We start from the raw sequence: 15,235 nt of genomic DNA, 5'->3' as shown, positions 1-15,235 counted from the left end.
GGTCGCCCTTTTTTTTGTTTGTTTTTTGGCATGTCCACTATTGCGGGAATGGTGGGGGCTGGCTTGCCTGCGATGCAGACAACTCGGTCTTCCAGTGAGACCCAGTCGATGCCTTCGCAGGCAAGCCAGCTCCCACAGTTGAGCGTGTTCCTCCGCACTATTCGGGTCGGCTGTTGGGGCACCGTGTTATAGATCTTGATCCAAGGCGCCTTATCACAAGACAAAAAAAAGGCGCGATCCCAATCAAGGATCGCGCCTTTTTTTCCGAGGGCAGCCTATCAGCTACCCAGCGCCTTGGAAGCCAACCAGAACAGCCCGGCCGACAGGCCCACGGTCGCCGGCAAGGTCAACACCCAAGCCATCAGGATGGTCTTCACGGTGCCGCCTTGCAGGCCGCTCTTGTTCGCGACCATGGTCCCGGCCACGCCCGACGACAGCACGTGGGTGGTCGATACCGGCAGGCTGAAGATGTTGGCCAGGCCAATCATGCTGGCGGTGGTGATTTGCGCCGACATGCCCTGGGCATAGGTCATGCCCTGCTTGCCGATCTTCTCGCCGATAGTCAGTACCACACGCTTCCAACCCACCATGGTGCCCAGGCCCAGGGCCAGTGCGACCGCGAGGATCACCCAGAACGGTGCGTATTCGGTGGTAGCGGTCAGGTCTTTGCGCAGCTTGTCGAGGTCGGCCTTGTCACGTGCCGACAGATTCGGCAGCTTGCCGACTTTCTTCGCGGTGTCGTCCAGGCAGAGCAAATAACGGCGTACTTCAATGCGGTGATCGGCAGTCAACGAATGGTAATCGGAGACACCTTTCAAGGTGTTGACCAGCGCGTTGATGGTCGGCTCGGTCTGCTGCGGATTGCACTGGAACTTGCCAGGCAGGTCGTTCTGCACGCTTTTACCCAGGGCCAGGAACTCGCCGAGGGTGTCTTGATTGCGCTGGTAGAACTGACTCAAATGCACCGTCGCGTCGCGGGTACGTTCGATCTGGTAAGTGGTGCTGCCGAGGTCGAGAACGAATTGCGCCGGCACGATGCCGATCAGCACCAGCATGATCAGGCCGATACCTTTCTGGCCATCGTTGGAACCGTGCACGAAGCTTACGGCCATGGCGGAAATCACCAGCACCAGGCGGTTCCAGAACGGCGGGTGTTTCTTGTCGTCGAGCTTGCGACGCTGGTCCGGGGTCTTGTGCATCTTCGACAGCGGGCGCCACCACTTCAGCGCGATCAGCACCAGGGCGGCAACGAGGAAACCGGCCATCGGCGAGAACACCAGGGATGCGCCGATATCGATCGCTTTCTGCCAGTTCACACCGTCAGCCAAGGGGATGTCGTTGATCAGCGCGTTGGCCAGGCCGACACCGAGGATCGAGCCGATCAGGGTGTGGGAGCTGGAAGCGGGGATCCCGAAGTACCAGGTGCCCAGGTTCCAGGTGATCGCCGCCGCCAATAAAGAGAAGACCATTGCCAGGCCATGGCCGGTATTCACATTGATCAGCAACTCCACCGGCAGCAAGTGCACGATGGCGTAGGCGACACCGACACCACCGAGCAACACGCCGAGGAAGTTGAACACCCCGGAGAAGAACACGGCCAGGTGCGGCGGCATGGCTTTGGTATAGATGACTGTGGCCACCGCGTTAGCGGTGTCATGAAAGCCATTGATGAACTCGAAGGCGAGGACAAAGGCCAGGGCGAGCAACAGGCTCACTAGAACCCAAGCATCCAGTCCGCTGAATAAATCGATCATGAAGGTTTTCTGACCCGGTCGTAAGGGGGCGCGATTATGCCAGAAAACCTCAGTAATCGATGCACTAGCTGCTCATCGGTAACAATCTTCATTGAAAAACCCGCGGCAAAAGGCGCCCATCCCAGGGTTTTCGGGGGGTTGGCAAGTCTTTGATTTATAACGCGGAGGGTGCCAGGGGCAGGGTTTTTTGGCGAAAACAGCATGCCTGAAACATTTGTATGAAATTTCGCTCGCGGCAGTGGGATGCCGAATAGCCGGCTGCTAGCTATGTGCCAGCAGCCTGGCGCAACCCGTGGCTCAAACCGAAGCGCTTATGGCTCTTCGGTTTTGAGTTCCTGTTCAATCTTTTGGATTTCCTGGGCAAATGCCTGGTCGAGCAGGCTGGCTCGTTTGCGCCATGGTTTGCGTTCAGGTTCAGGCTGGGCGGCGTAGGTGGTGATTTCCCCGCCGTAAACGTCCTTGTAACGTTGCTCCTGGCGCTCAAGTTCCGCGCGCAGTTCGTCTTTCGTCACATCGTTACCTAATTGAGTTGAGTAATTACATTGCAGCACGGTGCCTGAATGTCGCCCTCGGGCTCTTTCAAGTTAAACCGTTGCAGCGTTGAACTTGAAACAGGCACGAACGGCCATGGATTAATGCTGACATTCGAGGCAGGTAGTTGCGATCAACAATGCACGGCATCTGCATCATCTGGCCAGCTCCCGTCCCGACAGTGAAACCGGGCGGACCTGCATACAGGGTGCATTATAGCGGCGCATTTGAATAACACTATCGGCATAAAGTTAAAAAGCGTCAACTTTGTGTGAGCGTTTTGTTACACGAGCGCGTCAGTGTTTGCATAAAAGTTGGCGTCATAAAATCCACCCCACTTCGGACGTTAAAACCCCGCCCTAACTTTAGTTGGTTGGCGGGCGGACCCGTCCACGGTCATGCAAAATTGCGATTATCGAATGAGCGTCCGATAATCGCCCAATGTTCCCGGTCGTGCCTTGTGCATCCCGGCCGGCGCGGCTTGTAATAGCAGTCAAACCCCCTTGCGGTTGACAATAAGAGAAAGGATCCCGACATGAACGATCAATTGCGCAACGCTTTCGCCTCAGTGGCGCCGCCGATCGTTGCCTCACCGGCCAAGCGTATCCAGGCCTTTACCGGTGATCCGGACTTCATGACCTCCCTGGCCCGTGGCCTGGCCGTGGTGCAGGCGTTCCAGGAACGCAAGCGTCACCTCACCATCGCCCAGATCAGCCATCGCACGGAAATCCCCCGCGCCGCCGTGCGCCGTTGCCTGCACACATTGATCAAGCTGGGCTACGCCACCACCGACGGGCGCACCTATTCGCTGCTGCCCAAGGTCCTGACCCTCGGCCATGCCTACCTGTCATCCACGCCACTGGCAGTGTCGGCCCAGCCTTACCTGGATCGCATGAGCGAGCAGCTCCACGAAGCCTGCAACATGGCCACCCTCGAAGGGGACGACATCCTCTACATCGCGCGTTCGGCCACCACCCAGCGCCTGATCTCGGTGGACTTGTCGGTGGGCGGGCGCTTGCCGGCCTATTGCACCTCCATGGGCCGCATCCTGCTGGCGGCTCTGGACGATGCCTCCCTGCAGGATTACCTCGACCATGCCGACCTGCAAACCAAGACCAGCCGTACGCTGACCACCCCCGAAGCCCTGTTCGAATGCCTGCAACAAGTGCGTCAGCAGGGCTGGTGCATCGTCGATCAGGAATTGGAGCAAGGCCTGCGCTCCATCGCCGTGCCGGTGTATGACGCGTCCGGCCAGGTGCTGGCTGCGCTCAATGTCAGTACCCACGCCGGGCGGGTCAGCCGCAGCGAGCTGGAGCAGCGGTTCCTGCCGAGCATGCTGAGTGCGAGTCGGGATCTGAGCGCGCAGCTGTTTGCCTAACTGTTCGGTGACCGCACAGATCCCGGTTTGATCAATTGACGATGTTTCCCCTGGCTTATTACTGTGCGGCAGCGCTCTGAGCGCCGCCCAATAATAACGACGACCCCAGGCCGTCAGCCCGCCATCGGTGTGGAATAAAAATAATGAATCAGCCTTCTGTCGGTACCACGCTGGACGTCCAGTCTTTTATCAACGCCCAGCCGCTGTCACGCTACCAGTGGCGCGTGGTTATCCTGTGTTTCCTCATCGTGTTCCTCGATGGCCTCGATACCGCGGCCATGGGCTTTATCGCGCCCGCGCTGTCCCAGGACTGGGGCATTGATCGCGCCAGTCTCGGCCCGGTGATGAGCGCCGCGTTGATCGGCATGGTCTTCGGTGCCCTGGGATCGGGGCCGCTGGCCGACCGGTTCGGGCGCAAGGTCGTGCTGGTCGGCGCGGTGTTGGTGTTTGGCGCATTCAGCCTGGCCTCGGCCTACAGCAGCAATGTCGACCAATTGCTGGTGCTGCGCTTCCTTACCGGGCTGGGCCTGGGCGCCGGCATGCCGAACGCGACGACGTTGCTGTCGGAGTACACCCCCGAACGCCACAAGTCGCTGCTGGTGACCAGCATGTTCTGCGGCTTCAACCTCGGCATGGCGGGTGGCGGGTTTATCTCGGCCAAGCTGATCCCGGCGTTTGGCTGGCACGCGTTGTTGATGATCGGCGGCATCCTGCCACTGATTCTCGTGGGGGTGCTGGTGCTGTGGTTGCCGGAGTCGGCGCGCTACCTGGTGGTGCGCAACCGTGGGACCGACAAGGTGCGCAAAACCCTGTCACCCATCGAGCCGACCATCGTCGCCCAGGCTACCCACTTCAGCGTGCCGGAGCAGAAAACCGTCAAGGCGCGCAACGTGTTTGCGGTGATCTTCTCCGGCACTTACAGCGCCGGCACCTTGCTGCTGTGGCTGACCTACTTCATGGGCCTGGTGATCGTGTACCTGCTGACCAGCTGGTTGCCGACCCTGATGCGTGACAGCGGCGCCAGCCTGGAGCAGGCCGCGTTTATCGGTGCGTTGTTCCAGTTTGGCGGCGTGTTGAGTGCAGTCGGGGTAGGGTGGGCGATGGACCGGTTCAACCCCCACAAGGTCATCGGCACTTTCTACCTGCTGGCCGGGGTGTTTGCCTACGCGGTGGGGCAGAGCCTGGGCAATATCACTTTATTGGCGACTCTGGTGCTGATCGCCGGGATGTGCGTCAACGGCGCGCAATCGGCGATGCCGTCCCTGGCGGCCCGTTTCTACCCGACGCAGGGGCGTGCCACCGGTGTGTCGTGGATGCTCGGCATCGGCCGCTTCGGTGCGATCCTCGGCGCGTGGATGGGCGCCACCTTGCTGGGCCTGGGCTGGAACTTCGAGCAGGTGCTGACCGCGCTGGTGATCCCGGCGGCGCTGGCTACGGCAGCCGTGGTCATCAAAGGCATGGTCAGCCACGCCGACGCCACCTGACCCGCCGTCGCAGGGGCGGGCTTGGCGGCGATGCGGGCGCCTCGGTCAATCATTGAGCGCGGTGATGCGGTCGCTGGCAAGCCCGTTCCTACAGGGGTGGGGCGCTTCTGATGGCGTGTCGACGAGAAGATTAGCTAGACAACAATCCGTTCGATAATCGAACACTGAGTCGATTATCGGATTGTTCAGCCCATTTACCCGGCTTAATCTTCAAGCACTTCGGCGCCACCTCAGCGCCTTTTTCGATCCACACCGGGAGCCCGAACCCCATGGCTGAAATTCTTGCGCTGCGCGACGCGGTGAAGCAATTCGTGAACGACGGCGATACCGTCGCACTGGAAGGCTTCACCCACCTGATCCCCACGGCAGCGGGTCATGAAATCATTCGTCAGGGCAAGAAAGACCTGACGCTGGTGCGTATGACGCCTGACCTGATCTACGACCAGTTGATCGGCGCCGGCTGTGCGCGCAAGTTGATTTTTTCCTGGGGCGGCAACCCTGGCGTGGGCTCCTTGCACCGCCTGCGTGACGCGGTCGAGAAGCAATGGCCGCAACCCTTGGAAATCGAAGAACACAGCCACGCCGACCTGGCCAATGCCTACGTCGCCGGCGCCTCGGGCCTGCCGTTCGCGGTACTGCGTGCCTACGCCGGTTCCGACCTGCCCAAGGTCAACCCGCTGATCAAGACCGTGACCTGCCCGTTCACCGGCGAAGTACTGGCGGCGGTGCCGTCGGTGCGCCCGGACATCACTGTGATCCATGCACAGAAGGCCGACCGCAAGGGCAACGTGCTGCTCTGGGGCATTCTCGGGGTGCAGAAGGAAGCGGCCCTGGCGGCCAAGCGCTGCATCGTCACCGTCGAGGAAATTGTCGATGACCTCAACGCGCCGATGAACAGCTGCGTGTTGCCGACGTGGGCACTGACTGCGGTGTGCCATGTGCCTGGCGGCGCGCACCCTTCCTACGCGCATGGTTACAACGAGCGTGATAACCGCTTCTATCAGGCGTGGGACCCGATTGCCCGCGACCGTGCGACGTTTACCGCCTGGATCGACGAATACATCCACGGCACTGCCGACTTCAGTGAATTCCAGGCCAAGCTGGCCACCGTGCAGGAGGCCAAGTAATGGCTTACTCGACCAATGAAATGATGACCGTCGCCGCCGCGCGTCGCCTCAAGAACGGCTCGGTCTGCTTTGTGGGCATCGGCCTACCGTCCAAGGCCGCCAACCTGGCGCGCCTGACTTCATCGCCCGACGTGGTGCTGATCTACGAGTCCGGCCCGATTGGCGCCAAGCCTTCGGTGTTGCCGCTGTCGATCGGTGATGGCGAGCTGGCGGAGACCGCCGACACGGTGGTGCCGACCGGTGAGATCTTTCGTTATTGGCTGCAAGGCGGGCGTATCGACGTCGGCTTTCTCGGTGCCGCCCAGGTCGACCGCTTTGGCAACATCAACACCACCGTGGTGGGCGATTACCACCAGCCCAAGGTGCGGCTGCCGGGGGCCGGCGGCGCACCGGAGATCGCAGGCTCGGCCAAGAGCGTGCTGATCATCCTCAAGCAGTCGTCGCGTTCGTTTGTCGACAAGCTGGACTTCATTACCTCGGTCGGCCACGGCGAGGGCGGCGATTCACGCAAACGCCTGGGCCTGCCAGGGGCTGGGCCTGTAGGGATCATTACCGACCTGTGCATCATGGAGCCGGAAGCGGGCACCCATGAATTTGTGGTCACCGCGCTGCACCCTGGCGTGACCCGCGAACAAGTCGTGGCCGCCACCGGTTGGGCGATTCGATTTGCCGACCAGGTCAGCACCACCGAGGAACCCACCGACGTCGAGTTGAGCGCCTTGCGTGACCTCGAAGCACGTACCGCCGCCGCCCATGGCCAAGCCCCCGGAGAAGCCTGATGCGCGAAGTATTTATCTGTGACGCCATTCGTACCCCCATCGGCCGTTTCGGCGGTGGCCTGTCTACCGTGCGCGCCGATGACCTCGCCGCATTGCCGATCAAGGCACTGATCGAGCGCAACCCTTCGGTGGACTGGAACGCAGTCGACGAAGTCTTCCTCGGCTGCGCCAACCAGGCCGGTGAAGACAATCGCAACGTCGCGCGCATGGCCCTGCTGCTGGCGGGCCTGCCGGAAAGCATCCCTGGCGTGACCCTGAACCGCCTGTGTGCCTCGGGGATGGATGCCATCGGCACCGCGTTCCGTGCAATCGCCAGCGGCGAAATGGAGTTGGCGATTGCCGGGGGCGTCGAGTCGATGTCCCGTGCACCCTTCGTGATGGGCAAGGCCGACGCGGCGTTTTCCCGCAACATGAAGCTCGAAGACACCACCATTGGCTGGCGTTTTATCAACCCGCTGATGAAAGCCCAGTACGGCGTGGATGCAATGCCGCAGACCGCCGACAACGTCGCCGACGACTTCAACGTGTCCCGCGCCGATCAGGACGCGTTCGCCCTGCGTAGCCAGCAACGCACGGCCGCCGCCCAGGCTGCCGGGTACTTCGCCGAGGAAATCGTGCCGGTACGCGTTGCGCACAAAAAAGGCGAGACCGTGGTGGAGCACGATGAACACCCACGGGACACCACCCTCGATGCCCTGGCCAAACTCAAGCCGGTCAACGGCCCGGACAAGACCGTCACCGCCGGCAATGCCTCGGGCGTGAACGATGGCGCGGCAGCGCTGATCCTGGCCTCCGCCGACGCCGTGGAAAAACACGGCCTCACGGCCCGCGCCCGGGTGCTCGGCATGGCCAGTGCCGGTGTGGCACCACGCGTGATGGGCATCGGCCCGGTGCCGGCGGTGCGCAAGCTGGTGGAACGCCTGGGCCTGGCGGTCAGCGACTTCGACGTGATCGAACTCAACGAAGCCTTCGCCAGCCAAGGCCTGGCCGTGCTGCGTGAATTGGGGATTGCCGACGACGCGCCGCAGGTCAACCCGAACGGCGGCGCCATCGCCCTCGGCCACCCGCTGGGCATGAGCGGTGCGCGGCTGGTGTTGACGGCGCTGCATCAACTGGAAAAAACCGGCGGCAGCAAAGGCCTGGCGACGATGTGTGTCGGCGTCGGCCAAGGCCTGGCCCTGGCGATTGAACGCGTCTAATAAGAGAGGATTGCTCCATGAGTGACAAGCCCGGTTACCGGCGCCCGCAAGCGGGCACTCAACCTGATTACCTGCACCCGACCTACCAGTCGACGAACCTGCGTTCGCCGTCCAAGCCCTTGGTGTTTCTGCCCCATTCCTTGTCGGAAATCACCGGCCCGACCATCGGCGCCGAGCGCGTCAATGCGCAGGACAACGACCTCACCGCCCAGCACGCCGGCGAACCGCTCGGTGAGCGCATCATCATTCACGGGCGTGTGCTGGATGAAAACGGCCAACCGGTGCCGGGCATCCTCGTGGAGATCTGGCAGGCCAACGCCGCCGGTCGCTACAACCACAAGCGCGACCTGCACGACGCGCCGCTGGACCCGAACTTCACGGGCACCGGCCGCACCGTCACCGACGCCGAAGGCTGGTACCAGTTCCAGACCATCAAGCCCGGCGCCTACCCGTGGGGCAACCACCACAATGCGTGGCGCCCGGCGCATATCCACTTTTCACTGTTCGGCCCGAGCGTGCTGACGCGCCTGGTCACACAGATGTATTTCCCCGGCGACCCGCTGCTGGAGTACGACCCGATCTACAACTGCGTGCCGGACACCTCGGCCAAGCAGCGCCTGATCGCCCGCTTCGACCTGGAAAAAACCATTCCTTCCTATGCCCTTGGCTACCGCTGGGACATCGTCCTGCGCGGCCGCGACGCCACGCCGATGGAGAAATGAGATGACACTCACTGCGACCACGTCCCACACCGTCGGGCCGTATTACCACATCGGCCTGACCTGGCTGAACCGCGAAGACCTCACCGTGCCCGCCACCCTCGGCGAGCGCGTGGCGATCAGCGGGCAGGTGGTGGATGGCAACGGCGATGTCGTCAACGACGCCATGCTGGAAGTCTGGCAGGCGAATGCCGCCGGCAAGTACGACCATCCCGAGGATGAGCAGGACAAGGCTGTCGACCCCAACTTTGAAGGCTTTGGCCGGGTGCCGGTGGATGCCGAAGGGCGGTTTCGTTTTACCACCATCAAGCCAGGTGCCGTTCCGGGCTTGAAGGGCACGACCCAGGCGCCGCACCTGGTGGTGTTGGTGTTCGCGCGTGGGCTGGTGAAGCACCTGCTGACGCGGATTTACTTTGACGGCGAGGCGCTGAACGGGGAAGACGCGCTGCTGGCGTGTGTGCCCCAGGAGCGGCGGCGCACGCTGATCGCCAAGGCGGATGCGGCGGGTGTGTATCAGTGGAATGTGATTTTGCAAGGCACAGACGAAGAGACCGTGTTTTTTGATTATTGAGTTGGCTTGAGATTTTTCGCCGGCAAGCCAGCTCCCACAGTGGGATGCGTTCCACATGTGGGCGCCGGGCTTGCCGGCGATGAGGCCGGTTCAGGCAACTGCTGTGCAAAAGTCTGCTTGCGGAACATGGTTGTTGCAAAGTATGTCTAGGCTATAACCGTTCCCACTGAGTGAAAAAAACATGACAACAAAAACCAGCCACTACACCGGAGAAGAACGCAGCAAACGGATTTTTGCGATCGTCGGTGCGTCTTCCGGCAACCTCGTCGAATGGTTCGACTTCTACGTCTATGCCTTCTGCGCCATCTACTTTGCCCCGGCGTTTTTCCCGTCGGACGACCCCACGGTCCAACTGCTCAACACCGCTGGCGTCTTTGCCGCCGGCTTCCTGATGCGACCTATCGGTGGCTGGCTGTTTGGCCGGGTGGCCGACAAGCATGGTCGCAAGAATTCGATGATGATCTCGGTGCTGATGATGTGCGCCGGCTCGCTGGTGATCGCCTTCCTGCCCACCTACAAAGACATCGGCGCCTGGGCGCCGGCGTTGCTGCTGGTGGCGCGGTTGTTCCAAGGCTTGTCGGTCGGCGGCGAATACGGCACCACCGCGACCTACATGAGTGAAGTCGCGCTCAAGGGCCAACGTGGCTTCTTTGCCTCGTTCCAATACGTGACGCTGATCGGCGGGCAACTGCTGGCAGTGCTGGTGGTGGTGATCCTGCAGCAACTGCTCAGCGAAGACGAACTGCGGGCGTGGGGCTGGCGGATTCCGTTCGTGATCGGCGCGGTTGCAGCCGTGATCTCCCTGCTGCTGCGTCGCACCCTCAAGGAAACCACCAGCAAGGAAACCCGCCAGGACAAGGACGCCGGCAGCATCGCCGCGCTGTTCCGTGACCACAAGGCTGCGTTTATCACCGTGCTTGGCTACACCGCCGGCGGCTCGCTGATTTTCTACACCTTTACCACCTACATGCAGAAGTACCTGGTGAACACCGCCGGGATGCACGCCAAGACTGCCAGCTACATCATGACCGGCGCGCTGTTCCTCTACATGTGCATGCAGCCGCTGTTCGGCATGCTGGCCGACAAAATCGGTCGCCGTAACTCGATGCTGTGGTTCGGCGCGCTGGGCACGCTGTGCACGGTGCCGATCCTGCTCAGCCTGAAAACCGTCAGCAGCCCGTTCCTGGCCTTTGTGCTGATCACCCTGGCCCTGGCCATCGTGAGCTTCTACACCTCGATCAGCGGCCTGGTGAAAGCCGAAATGTTCCCGCCACAAGTGCGCGCACTCGGCGTGGGCCTGGCCTATGCGGTGGCCAACGCGATCTTCGGCGGTTCGGCGGAGTACGTGGCCCTGGGGCTCAAATCCATGGGCATGGAAAACACCTTCTATTGGTATGTCACCGGCATGATGGCGGTGGCCTTCCTGTTCAGCTTGCGCCTGCCGAAACAGGCGGCGTATTTGCACCACGATTTGTAAGGGACCGTTATGACGCTGCGCACGAGCAATCAATTGTTCGACGCCTACTTCACCGCTGACAGCATGGCCGAGGTGTTCTGCGACCAGGGGCGCCTGCAGGGCATGCTCGATTTCGAAGCGGGCCTGGCCCGTGCCGAAGCGCGGGTCGGCTTGATTCCGCACGCCGCCGTTGCCCCGATTGCCCAGGCCTGCCTGGCGTCGCGGTACGACGTGGACGCCCTCGGCGTGGCGATTGCCACGGCGGGGAATTCGGCCATTCCGTTGGTGAAGGCGCTGGGCAAGTTGATCGCCAGTGAGGATGCCGGGGCCGAGCGTTATGTACATCTGGGCGCGACCAGCCAGGACGTGATGGACACCGGCCTGGTCCTGCAAATACGCCAGGCGCTGGCGTTGATCGAAGCTGACCTGGCGCAACTGGGCGGCGTGCTGGCCGTGCAGGCGCAGCGTTATGCCGGCGTACCGTTAGCTGGGCGTACCTGGTTGCAGCATGCGACACCGGTCACGTTGGGGATGAAAATCGCTGGTTGGCTGGGGGCAGTGACGCGCAGTCGGCAACGTCTCGCCGAGCTGAAACCGCGTCTGCTGGTGCTGCAATTTGGCGGCGCGTCCGGCACTTTGGCAGCACTCGGTGAACAGGCGATGCCGGTCGCCGAGGCCTTGGCTGCCGAATTGCAGCTGGGCCTGCCCGAACAACCCTGGCATACCCAGCGCGACCGTTTGGTGGAGTTTGCCAGTGTGCTCGGCCTGATCGCCGGCAGCCTCGGCAAGCTGGGGCGTGATATCAGCCTGCTGATGCAGACCGAGGCGGCGGAAGTCTTCGAGCCGTCGGCGCCGGGCAAGGGCGGTTCCTCGACCATGCCGCACAAACGCAACCCGGTGGGCGCCGCCGTACTGATCAGCGCGGCGACTCGCGTACCTGGCCTGGTGGCGACACTGTTCAGCGCCATGCCCCAGGAACACGAGCGCAGCCTGGGCCTGTGGCACGCCGAGTGGGAAACCCTGCCGGAGATTTGCCGGTTGGTCTCAGGAGCGCTGCACCAGGCCTTGCTGGTGAGCGAGGGGTTGGAGGTCAATCCTGAGCGCATGGCGCAGAACCTCGACCTGACCCAGGGCCTGGTGCTGGCCGAAGCGGTGAGCATCGTGCTCGCCCAACGCCTGGGGCGCGAGACCGCCCACCACCTGCTCGAACAATGCTGTAAACGCGCGGTCGCCGAGGGGCGTCACTTGCGTGCGGTGCTGGCGGACGAGCCGCAAATCACCCACGAACTGTCCGCCGCTGAACTCGACCGCCTGCTCGACCCGGCCCACTACCTGGGCCAGGCGCACACCTGGGTGACCCGCGCCGTCACCGAACATTTTGCCTTGACCGCCTGAGGAGAACGCTGTGGCTTTTGTACAACTCGCCGAGGGCGAACTGCATTACCAACTGGATGGACCTGTAGAGGCACCCGTGTTGGTGCTGTCCAACTCGCTGGGCACTGACCTGCACATGTGGGACATCCAGATCCCGGCTTTCACCAGGCATTTTCGCGTGTTGCGTTTCGATACCCGTGGCCATGGCAAATCCCTGGTCACCGAGGGGCCCTACAGCATCGAGCAACTGGGGCGCGACGTGATTGCGCTGCTGGATGCGCTGGATATCCAGCGGGCGCATTTCTGTGGGCTGTCGATGGGCGGCTTGATCGGCCAATGGCTCGGCATCCATGCCGGCGAGCGCCTGCAGCGCCTGGTGGTGTGCAACACCGCCGCCAAGATCGGCACGCCGGACATCTGGAACCCGCGTATCGAGATGGTCCTGCGCGATGGCGCGGCGGCGATGGTAGCGTTGCGCGATGCATCGATTGCGCGCTGGTTCACCGCCGATTTCGCTGCGGCCAACCCGCACCAGGCCCAGCAGATCACCGACATGCTCGCGGCGACCTCGCCCGAAGGCTACGCGGCCAACTGTGCGGCGGTGCGCGACGCCGATTTCCGCGAGCAACTGGCCTTGATCAAAGTGCCGACCCTGGCGATTGCCGGCACCGAAGATGCCGTCACGCCACCGGCCGGCAGCCACTTTATCCAGAGCCATGTGCAGGGCGCCGAATACGCCGAGTTCTATGCTGCGCACCTGTCCAATGTGCAGGCGGGTGCGGCGTTCAGTGGGCGGGTGCTGGAGTTTCTGCTGGCGCATTGAACCTGTGGTGAGCGGGATTGCACAGGGTTGGGGGGGCGAAGCGGGCGTGAGTCAGTCGGTGCGTTTGTTCAGGTGAAGCAGTGTGCCTGGATTTGGGGCTGCTGCGCAGCCCAACGCGGGGCAAGCCCGCTCGCCACAACAAGCTCGCTCGCCACAATATGTCCGCTCAGCAAGACAAGTGTGCTGGATACGGCAAGTGCGTTTGCTACGGTGGGGCGAGCCTTTATCACATTCAGTCGGGAGTATTTTTGTGGATGAGAAACAACGTTATGCCGATGGCCTGCAGGTGCGCCGCGAAGTCCTGGGTGATGCGCATGTCGACCGCAGCCTCAATGCCCTGACCGAGTTCAACAGTGAGTTCCAGGAAATGATCACCCGCCACGCCTGGGGTGACATCTGGACCCGCCCGGGCCTGCCCCGGCACACCCGCAGCCTGATCACCATCGCCATGCTGATCGGCATGAACCGCAGCGAAGAACTCAAGCTGCACCTGCGCGCCGCGGCCAGCAATGGCGTGACCCGCGCCGAGATCAAGGAAGTGCTGATGCAGAGCGCGATTTACTGCGGCATACCGGCGGCGAACGCGACGTTCCACTTGGCTGAGTCGGTGTGGGATGAACTGGGTGTCGAGTCGCGGGAACAGGCCTGAACGCAGACTCCGCGACGCAGTTGGGGGCGGTAAAATGGGAGGTTGAGTGTTTCAGCTATGCTGACGGGGCGTAGCGGCTTATTCCTACAGCTCCTAAGGGGCGTCGTGTTTATCCTGCGCTACGGATCTTCCTATCCGACCTGAGCCTGAACTGGCCTAATGATTTTGGACACCTCAATCGGGCGCTATGATGGCGTCCAAATCTGAGGTGTTTGGATATGCGTAAATCTTATTCATGTGAGTTCAAACTCAAGGCTGCCAGCATGGTGCTGGACGAGGGGCAGTCGGTTCCCGAGGTCTGTGCCAGCTTGGATATTGGCCCTACGGCCTTGCGCCGCTGGGTCGATCAAGTTCGCAAGGAACGCTTGGGCTCGACTCCGGTGGGAGCCAAGGCGATTACCGCGGATCAGCGAGAGATCCAGGAACTTAAAGCCTTGCTCAGGCAAAGAGACCGGGATATCGAAATCCTAAAAAAGGCCAGTGCTCTCCTGCTTTTGGACGCCAAAGATCACTCTCGTTGATCTGTGAGCTGGGCGAGCAGTACGGCGTTAACGATTGCTGTCGTGTGTTCGGAATAAACCGCAGTAGCTTTTACGCATGGCGTCAGCGCCAAGGCAAGGTGAGCCCTAAGCGAGAGAAACTCAAGGCTATGCTGGTCAAGCACCACAGGGCGTCGAGAGAGTCTGCGGGCGCTCGTACCTTGGCTAAACAGCTGCAAGCCGGCGGGCATGATGTCGGGCGGTTCATGGCTCGCAGCTTGATGCGAGAAGCAGGCATTGTCAGCCGTCAACGCCGGCGCCATAAGTACAAGTCACCTGGCGTGGAGGCTTTGGTGGCACCGCATGTGCTCAAACGCAAGTTTGATGTTGCGACGGTCAATCAGGTGTGGTGTGGGGACGTGACGTACATCAAAGTCGGCAAGCGTTGGCTGTATTTTGCGGCGGTTCTGGACTTGTTCGCTCGCCGGATTGTGGGCTGGTCGTTTTCGATGATCTCTGATGCCACGCTGACCTGCGAAGCCCTGCGCATGGCGATTGAACTGCGCGGTCGCCCAAAAGACGTACTGTTTCACTCCGACCAAGGTTGCCAGTACACCAGCCATAAATTCAGAAATGAACTGCTGGAACATGGACTCCGACAAAGCATGAGCCGTAAAGGCGAATGCTGGGATAACGCTCCGATGGAGCGTTTCTTTGGAAGTTTGAAATCAGAGTGGGTGCCAGAAGCAGGCTACGGGTCGGAACATGAGGCCCGAGCGGATGTGCAGCGCTATGTATCGCGCTACAACATCACCAGGCCGCATAGCTACAACGACTATCGGTCACCAGTCGCCAGGGAGAAGCTGGTGGCGTGAAACCTTAATCGGTGTCCAAGATTACTTGACCAGTTCA

The 15,235-nt window shown here is 61.7% G+C and carries 15 protein-coding genes; 13 read left to right on the top strand and 2 right to left on the bottom strand.

Annotated elements, in window-relative coordinates; translation table 11 throughout:
• Window positions 1-278: 278 nt before the first annotated feature.
• Window positions 279-1,754, bottom strand: a complete 1,476-nt coding sequence (locus tag BBG20_RS10810) for an inorganic phosphate transporter (protein WP_065902928.1) — start codon at window positions 1,752-1,754, stop codon at window positions 279-281.
• A gap of 311 nt (window positions 1,755-2,065) precedes the next feature.
• On the bottom strand, window positions 2,066-2,266 hold the full coding sequence (locus tag BBG20_RS10805) for a hypothetical protein (RefSeq protein ID WP_057701255.1): 201 nt from the start codon (window positions 2,264-2,266) through the stop codon (window positions 2,066-2,068).
• Between the two features lie 554 nt (window positions 2,267-2,820).
• Between BBG20_RS10805 and pcaR the strand changes: the two genes are divergently transcribed.
• From pcaR to BBG20_RS10740, 13 genes are all read left to right on the top strand, one after another.
• Window positions 2,821-3,663 (top strand): pca regulon transcriptional regulator PcaR, encoded by an 843-nt coding sequence (pcaR, locus tag BBG20_RS10800; RefSeq protein ID WP_065902926.1) that lies wholly within the window; start codon window positions 2,821-2,823, stop codon window positions 3,661-3,663.
• A gap of 143 nt (window positions 3,664-3,806) precedes the next feature.
• On the top strand, window positions 3,807-5,147 hold the full coding sequence (locus tag BBG20_RS10795; protein ID WP_065902923.1) for an MFS transporter: 1,341 nt from the start codon (window positions 3,807-3,809) through the stop codon (window positions 5,145-5,147).
• Between the two features lie 269 nt (window positions 5,148-5,416).
• Complete coding sequence (locus BBG20_RS10790; RefSeq protein WP_065902921.1) at window positions 5,417-6,274, top strand: CoA transferase subunit A; 858 nt, start codon at window positions 5,417-5,419, stop codon at window positions 6,272-6,274.
• Window positions 6,274-7,053, top strand: a complete 780-nt coding sequence (locus BBG20_RS10785) for a CoA-transferase subunit beta (protein ID WP_065902919.1) — start codon at window positions 6,274-6,276, stop codon at window positions 7,051-7,053. The genes BBG20_RS10790 and BBG20_RS10785 overlap by 1 nt, the downstream gene beginning before the upstream one ends.
• Window positions 7,050-8,252: a 3-oxoadipyl-CoA thiolase gene (pcaF, locus tag BBG20_RS10780; RefSeq protein ID WP_177343935.1), complete on the top strand. Its 1,203-nt coding sequence runs from the start codon at window positions 7,050-7,052 to the stop codon at window positions 8,250-8,252. Before BBG20_RS10785 ends, pcaF begins: the two co-directional genes overlap by 4 nt.
• A gap of 17 nt (window positions 8,253-8,269) precedes the next feature.
• Window positions 8,270-8,974, top strand: a complete 705-nt coding sequence (gene pcaH / locus BBG20_RS10775; protein WP_065902915.1) for a protocatechuate 3,4-dioxygenase subunit beta — start codon at window positions 8,270-8,272, stop codon at window positions 8,972-8,974.
• A 1-nt stretch (window position 8,975) separates the two neighbouring features.
• Window positions 8,976-9,542: a protocatechuate 3,4-dioxygenase subunit alpha gene (gene pcaG / locus BBG20_RS10770; RefSeq protein ID WP_065902913.1), complete on the top strand. Its 567-nt coding sequence runs from the start codon at window positions 8,976-8,978 to the stop codon at window positions 9,540-9,542.
• Window positions 9,543-9,723: 181 nt separating this feature from the next.
• Window positions 9,724-11,019 (top strand): MFS family transporter, encoded by a 1,296-nt coding sequence (locus tag BBG20_RS10765; RefSeq protein ID WP_065902911.1) that lies wholly within the window; start codon window positions 9,724-9,726, stop codon window positions 11,017-11,019.
• A gap of 9 nt (window positions 11,020-11,028) precedes the next feature.
• Window positions 11,029-12,393, top strand: coding sequence for a 3-carboxy-cis,cis-muconate cycloisomerase (locus BBG20_RS10760; protein WP_065902909.1), 1,365 nt, complete (start codon window positions 11,029-11,031; stop codon window positions 12,391-12,393).
• A 10-nt stretch (window positions 12,394-12,403) separates the two neighbouring features.
• Entirely contained in the window at window positions 12,404-13,195 is a 792-nt protein-coding gene (gene pcaD, locus BBG20_RS10755) for a 3-oxoadipate enol-lactonase (RefSeq protein ID WP_065902907.1), read from the top strand.
• 250 nt (window positions 13,196-13,445) lie between these two features.
• Window positions 13,446-13,844, top strand: coding sequence for a 4-carboxymuconolactone decarboxylase (gene pcaC / locus BBG20_RS10750; protein WP_065902905.1), 399 nt, complete (start codon window positions 13,446-13,448; stop codon window positions 13,842-13,844).
• Window positions 13,845-14,062: 218 nt separating this feature from the next.
• A complete protein-coding gene (locus BBG20_RS33115) occupies window positions 14,063-14,365 on the top strand; it encodes an IS3 family transposase (RefSeq protein ID WP_065899480.1) in 303 nt (100 codons plus the stop codon).
• The gene (locus BBG20_RS10740; protein ID WP_065899479.1) at window positions 14,362-15,198 is read left to right on the top strand and encodes an IS3 family transposase; all 837 of its coding nucleotides are present in this window, start codon (window positions 14,362-14,364) and stop codon (window positions 15,196-15,198) included. Before BBG20_RS33115 ends, BBG20_RS10740 begins: the two co-directional genes overlap by 4 nt.
• Window positions 15,199-15,235 lie beyond the last annotated feature (37 nt).

Source organism: Pseudomonas aylmerensis (genome assembly GCF_001702265.1).
GTDB lineage: Bacteria > Pseudomonadota > Gammaproteobacteria > Pseudomonadales > Pseudomonadaceae > Aquipseudomonas > Aquipseudomonas aylmerensis.
The sequence above is the reverse complement of the archived record's forward strand: the minus strand, read 5'-3'. Positions and strand labels throughout refer to the sequence as shown.

Bases quoted from the DNA above. Each gene is read 5' to 3' on its own strand.
- BBG20_RS10785 (WP_065902919.1), top strand. From the start codon at position 6,274: ATGGCTTACTCGACCAATGAAATGATGACCGTCGCCGCCGCGCGTCGC.
- BBG20_RS10765 (WP_065902911.1), top strand. From the start codon at position 9,724: ATGACAACAAAAACCAGCCACTACACCGGAGAAGAACGCAGCAAACGG.
- pcaR (WP_065902926.1), top strand. From the start codon at position 2,821: ATGAACGATCAATTGCGCAACGCTTTCGCCTCAGTGGCGCCGCCGATC.
- BBG20_RS10810 (WP_065902928.1), bottom strand. From the start codon at position 1,754: ATGATCGATTTATTCAGCGGACTGGATGCTTGGGTTCTAGTGAGCCTG.
- BBG20_RS10760 (WP_065902909.1), top strand. From the start codon at position 11,029: ATGACGCTGCGCACGAGCAATCAATTGTTCGACGCCTACTTCACCGCT.
- BBG20_RS10790 (WP_065902921.1), top strand. From the start codon at position 5,417: ATGGCTGAAATTCTTGCGCTGCGCGACGCGGTGAAGCAATTCGTGAAC.
- pcaG (WP_065902913.1), top strand. From the start codon at position 8,976: ATGACACTCACTGCGACCACGTCCCACACCGTCGGGCCGTATTACCAC.
- pcaH (WP_065902915.1), top strand. From the start codon at position 8,270: ATGAGTGACAAGCCCGGTTACCGGCGCCCGCAAGCGGGCACTCAACCT.
- BBG20_RS10795 (WP_065902923.1), top strand. From the start codon at position 3,807: ATGAATCAGCCTTCTGTCGGTACCACGCTGGACGTCCAGTCTTTTATC.
- BBG20_RS33115 (WP_065899480.1), top strand. From the start codon at position 14,063: ATGCGTAAATCTTATTCATGTGAGTTCAAACTCAAGGCTGCCAGCATG.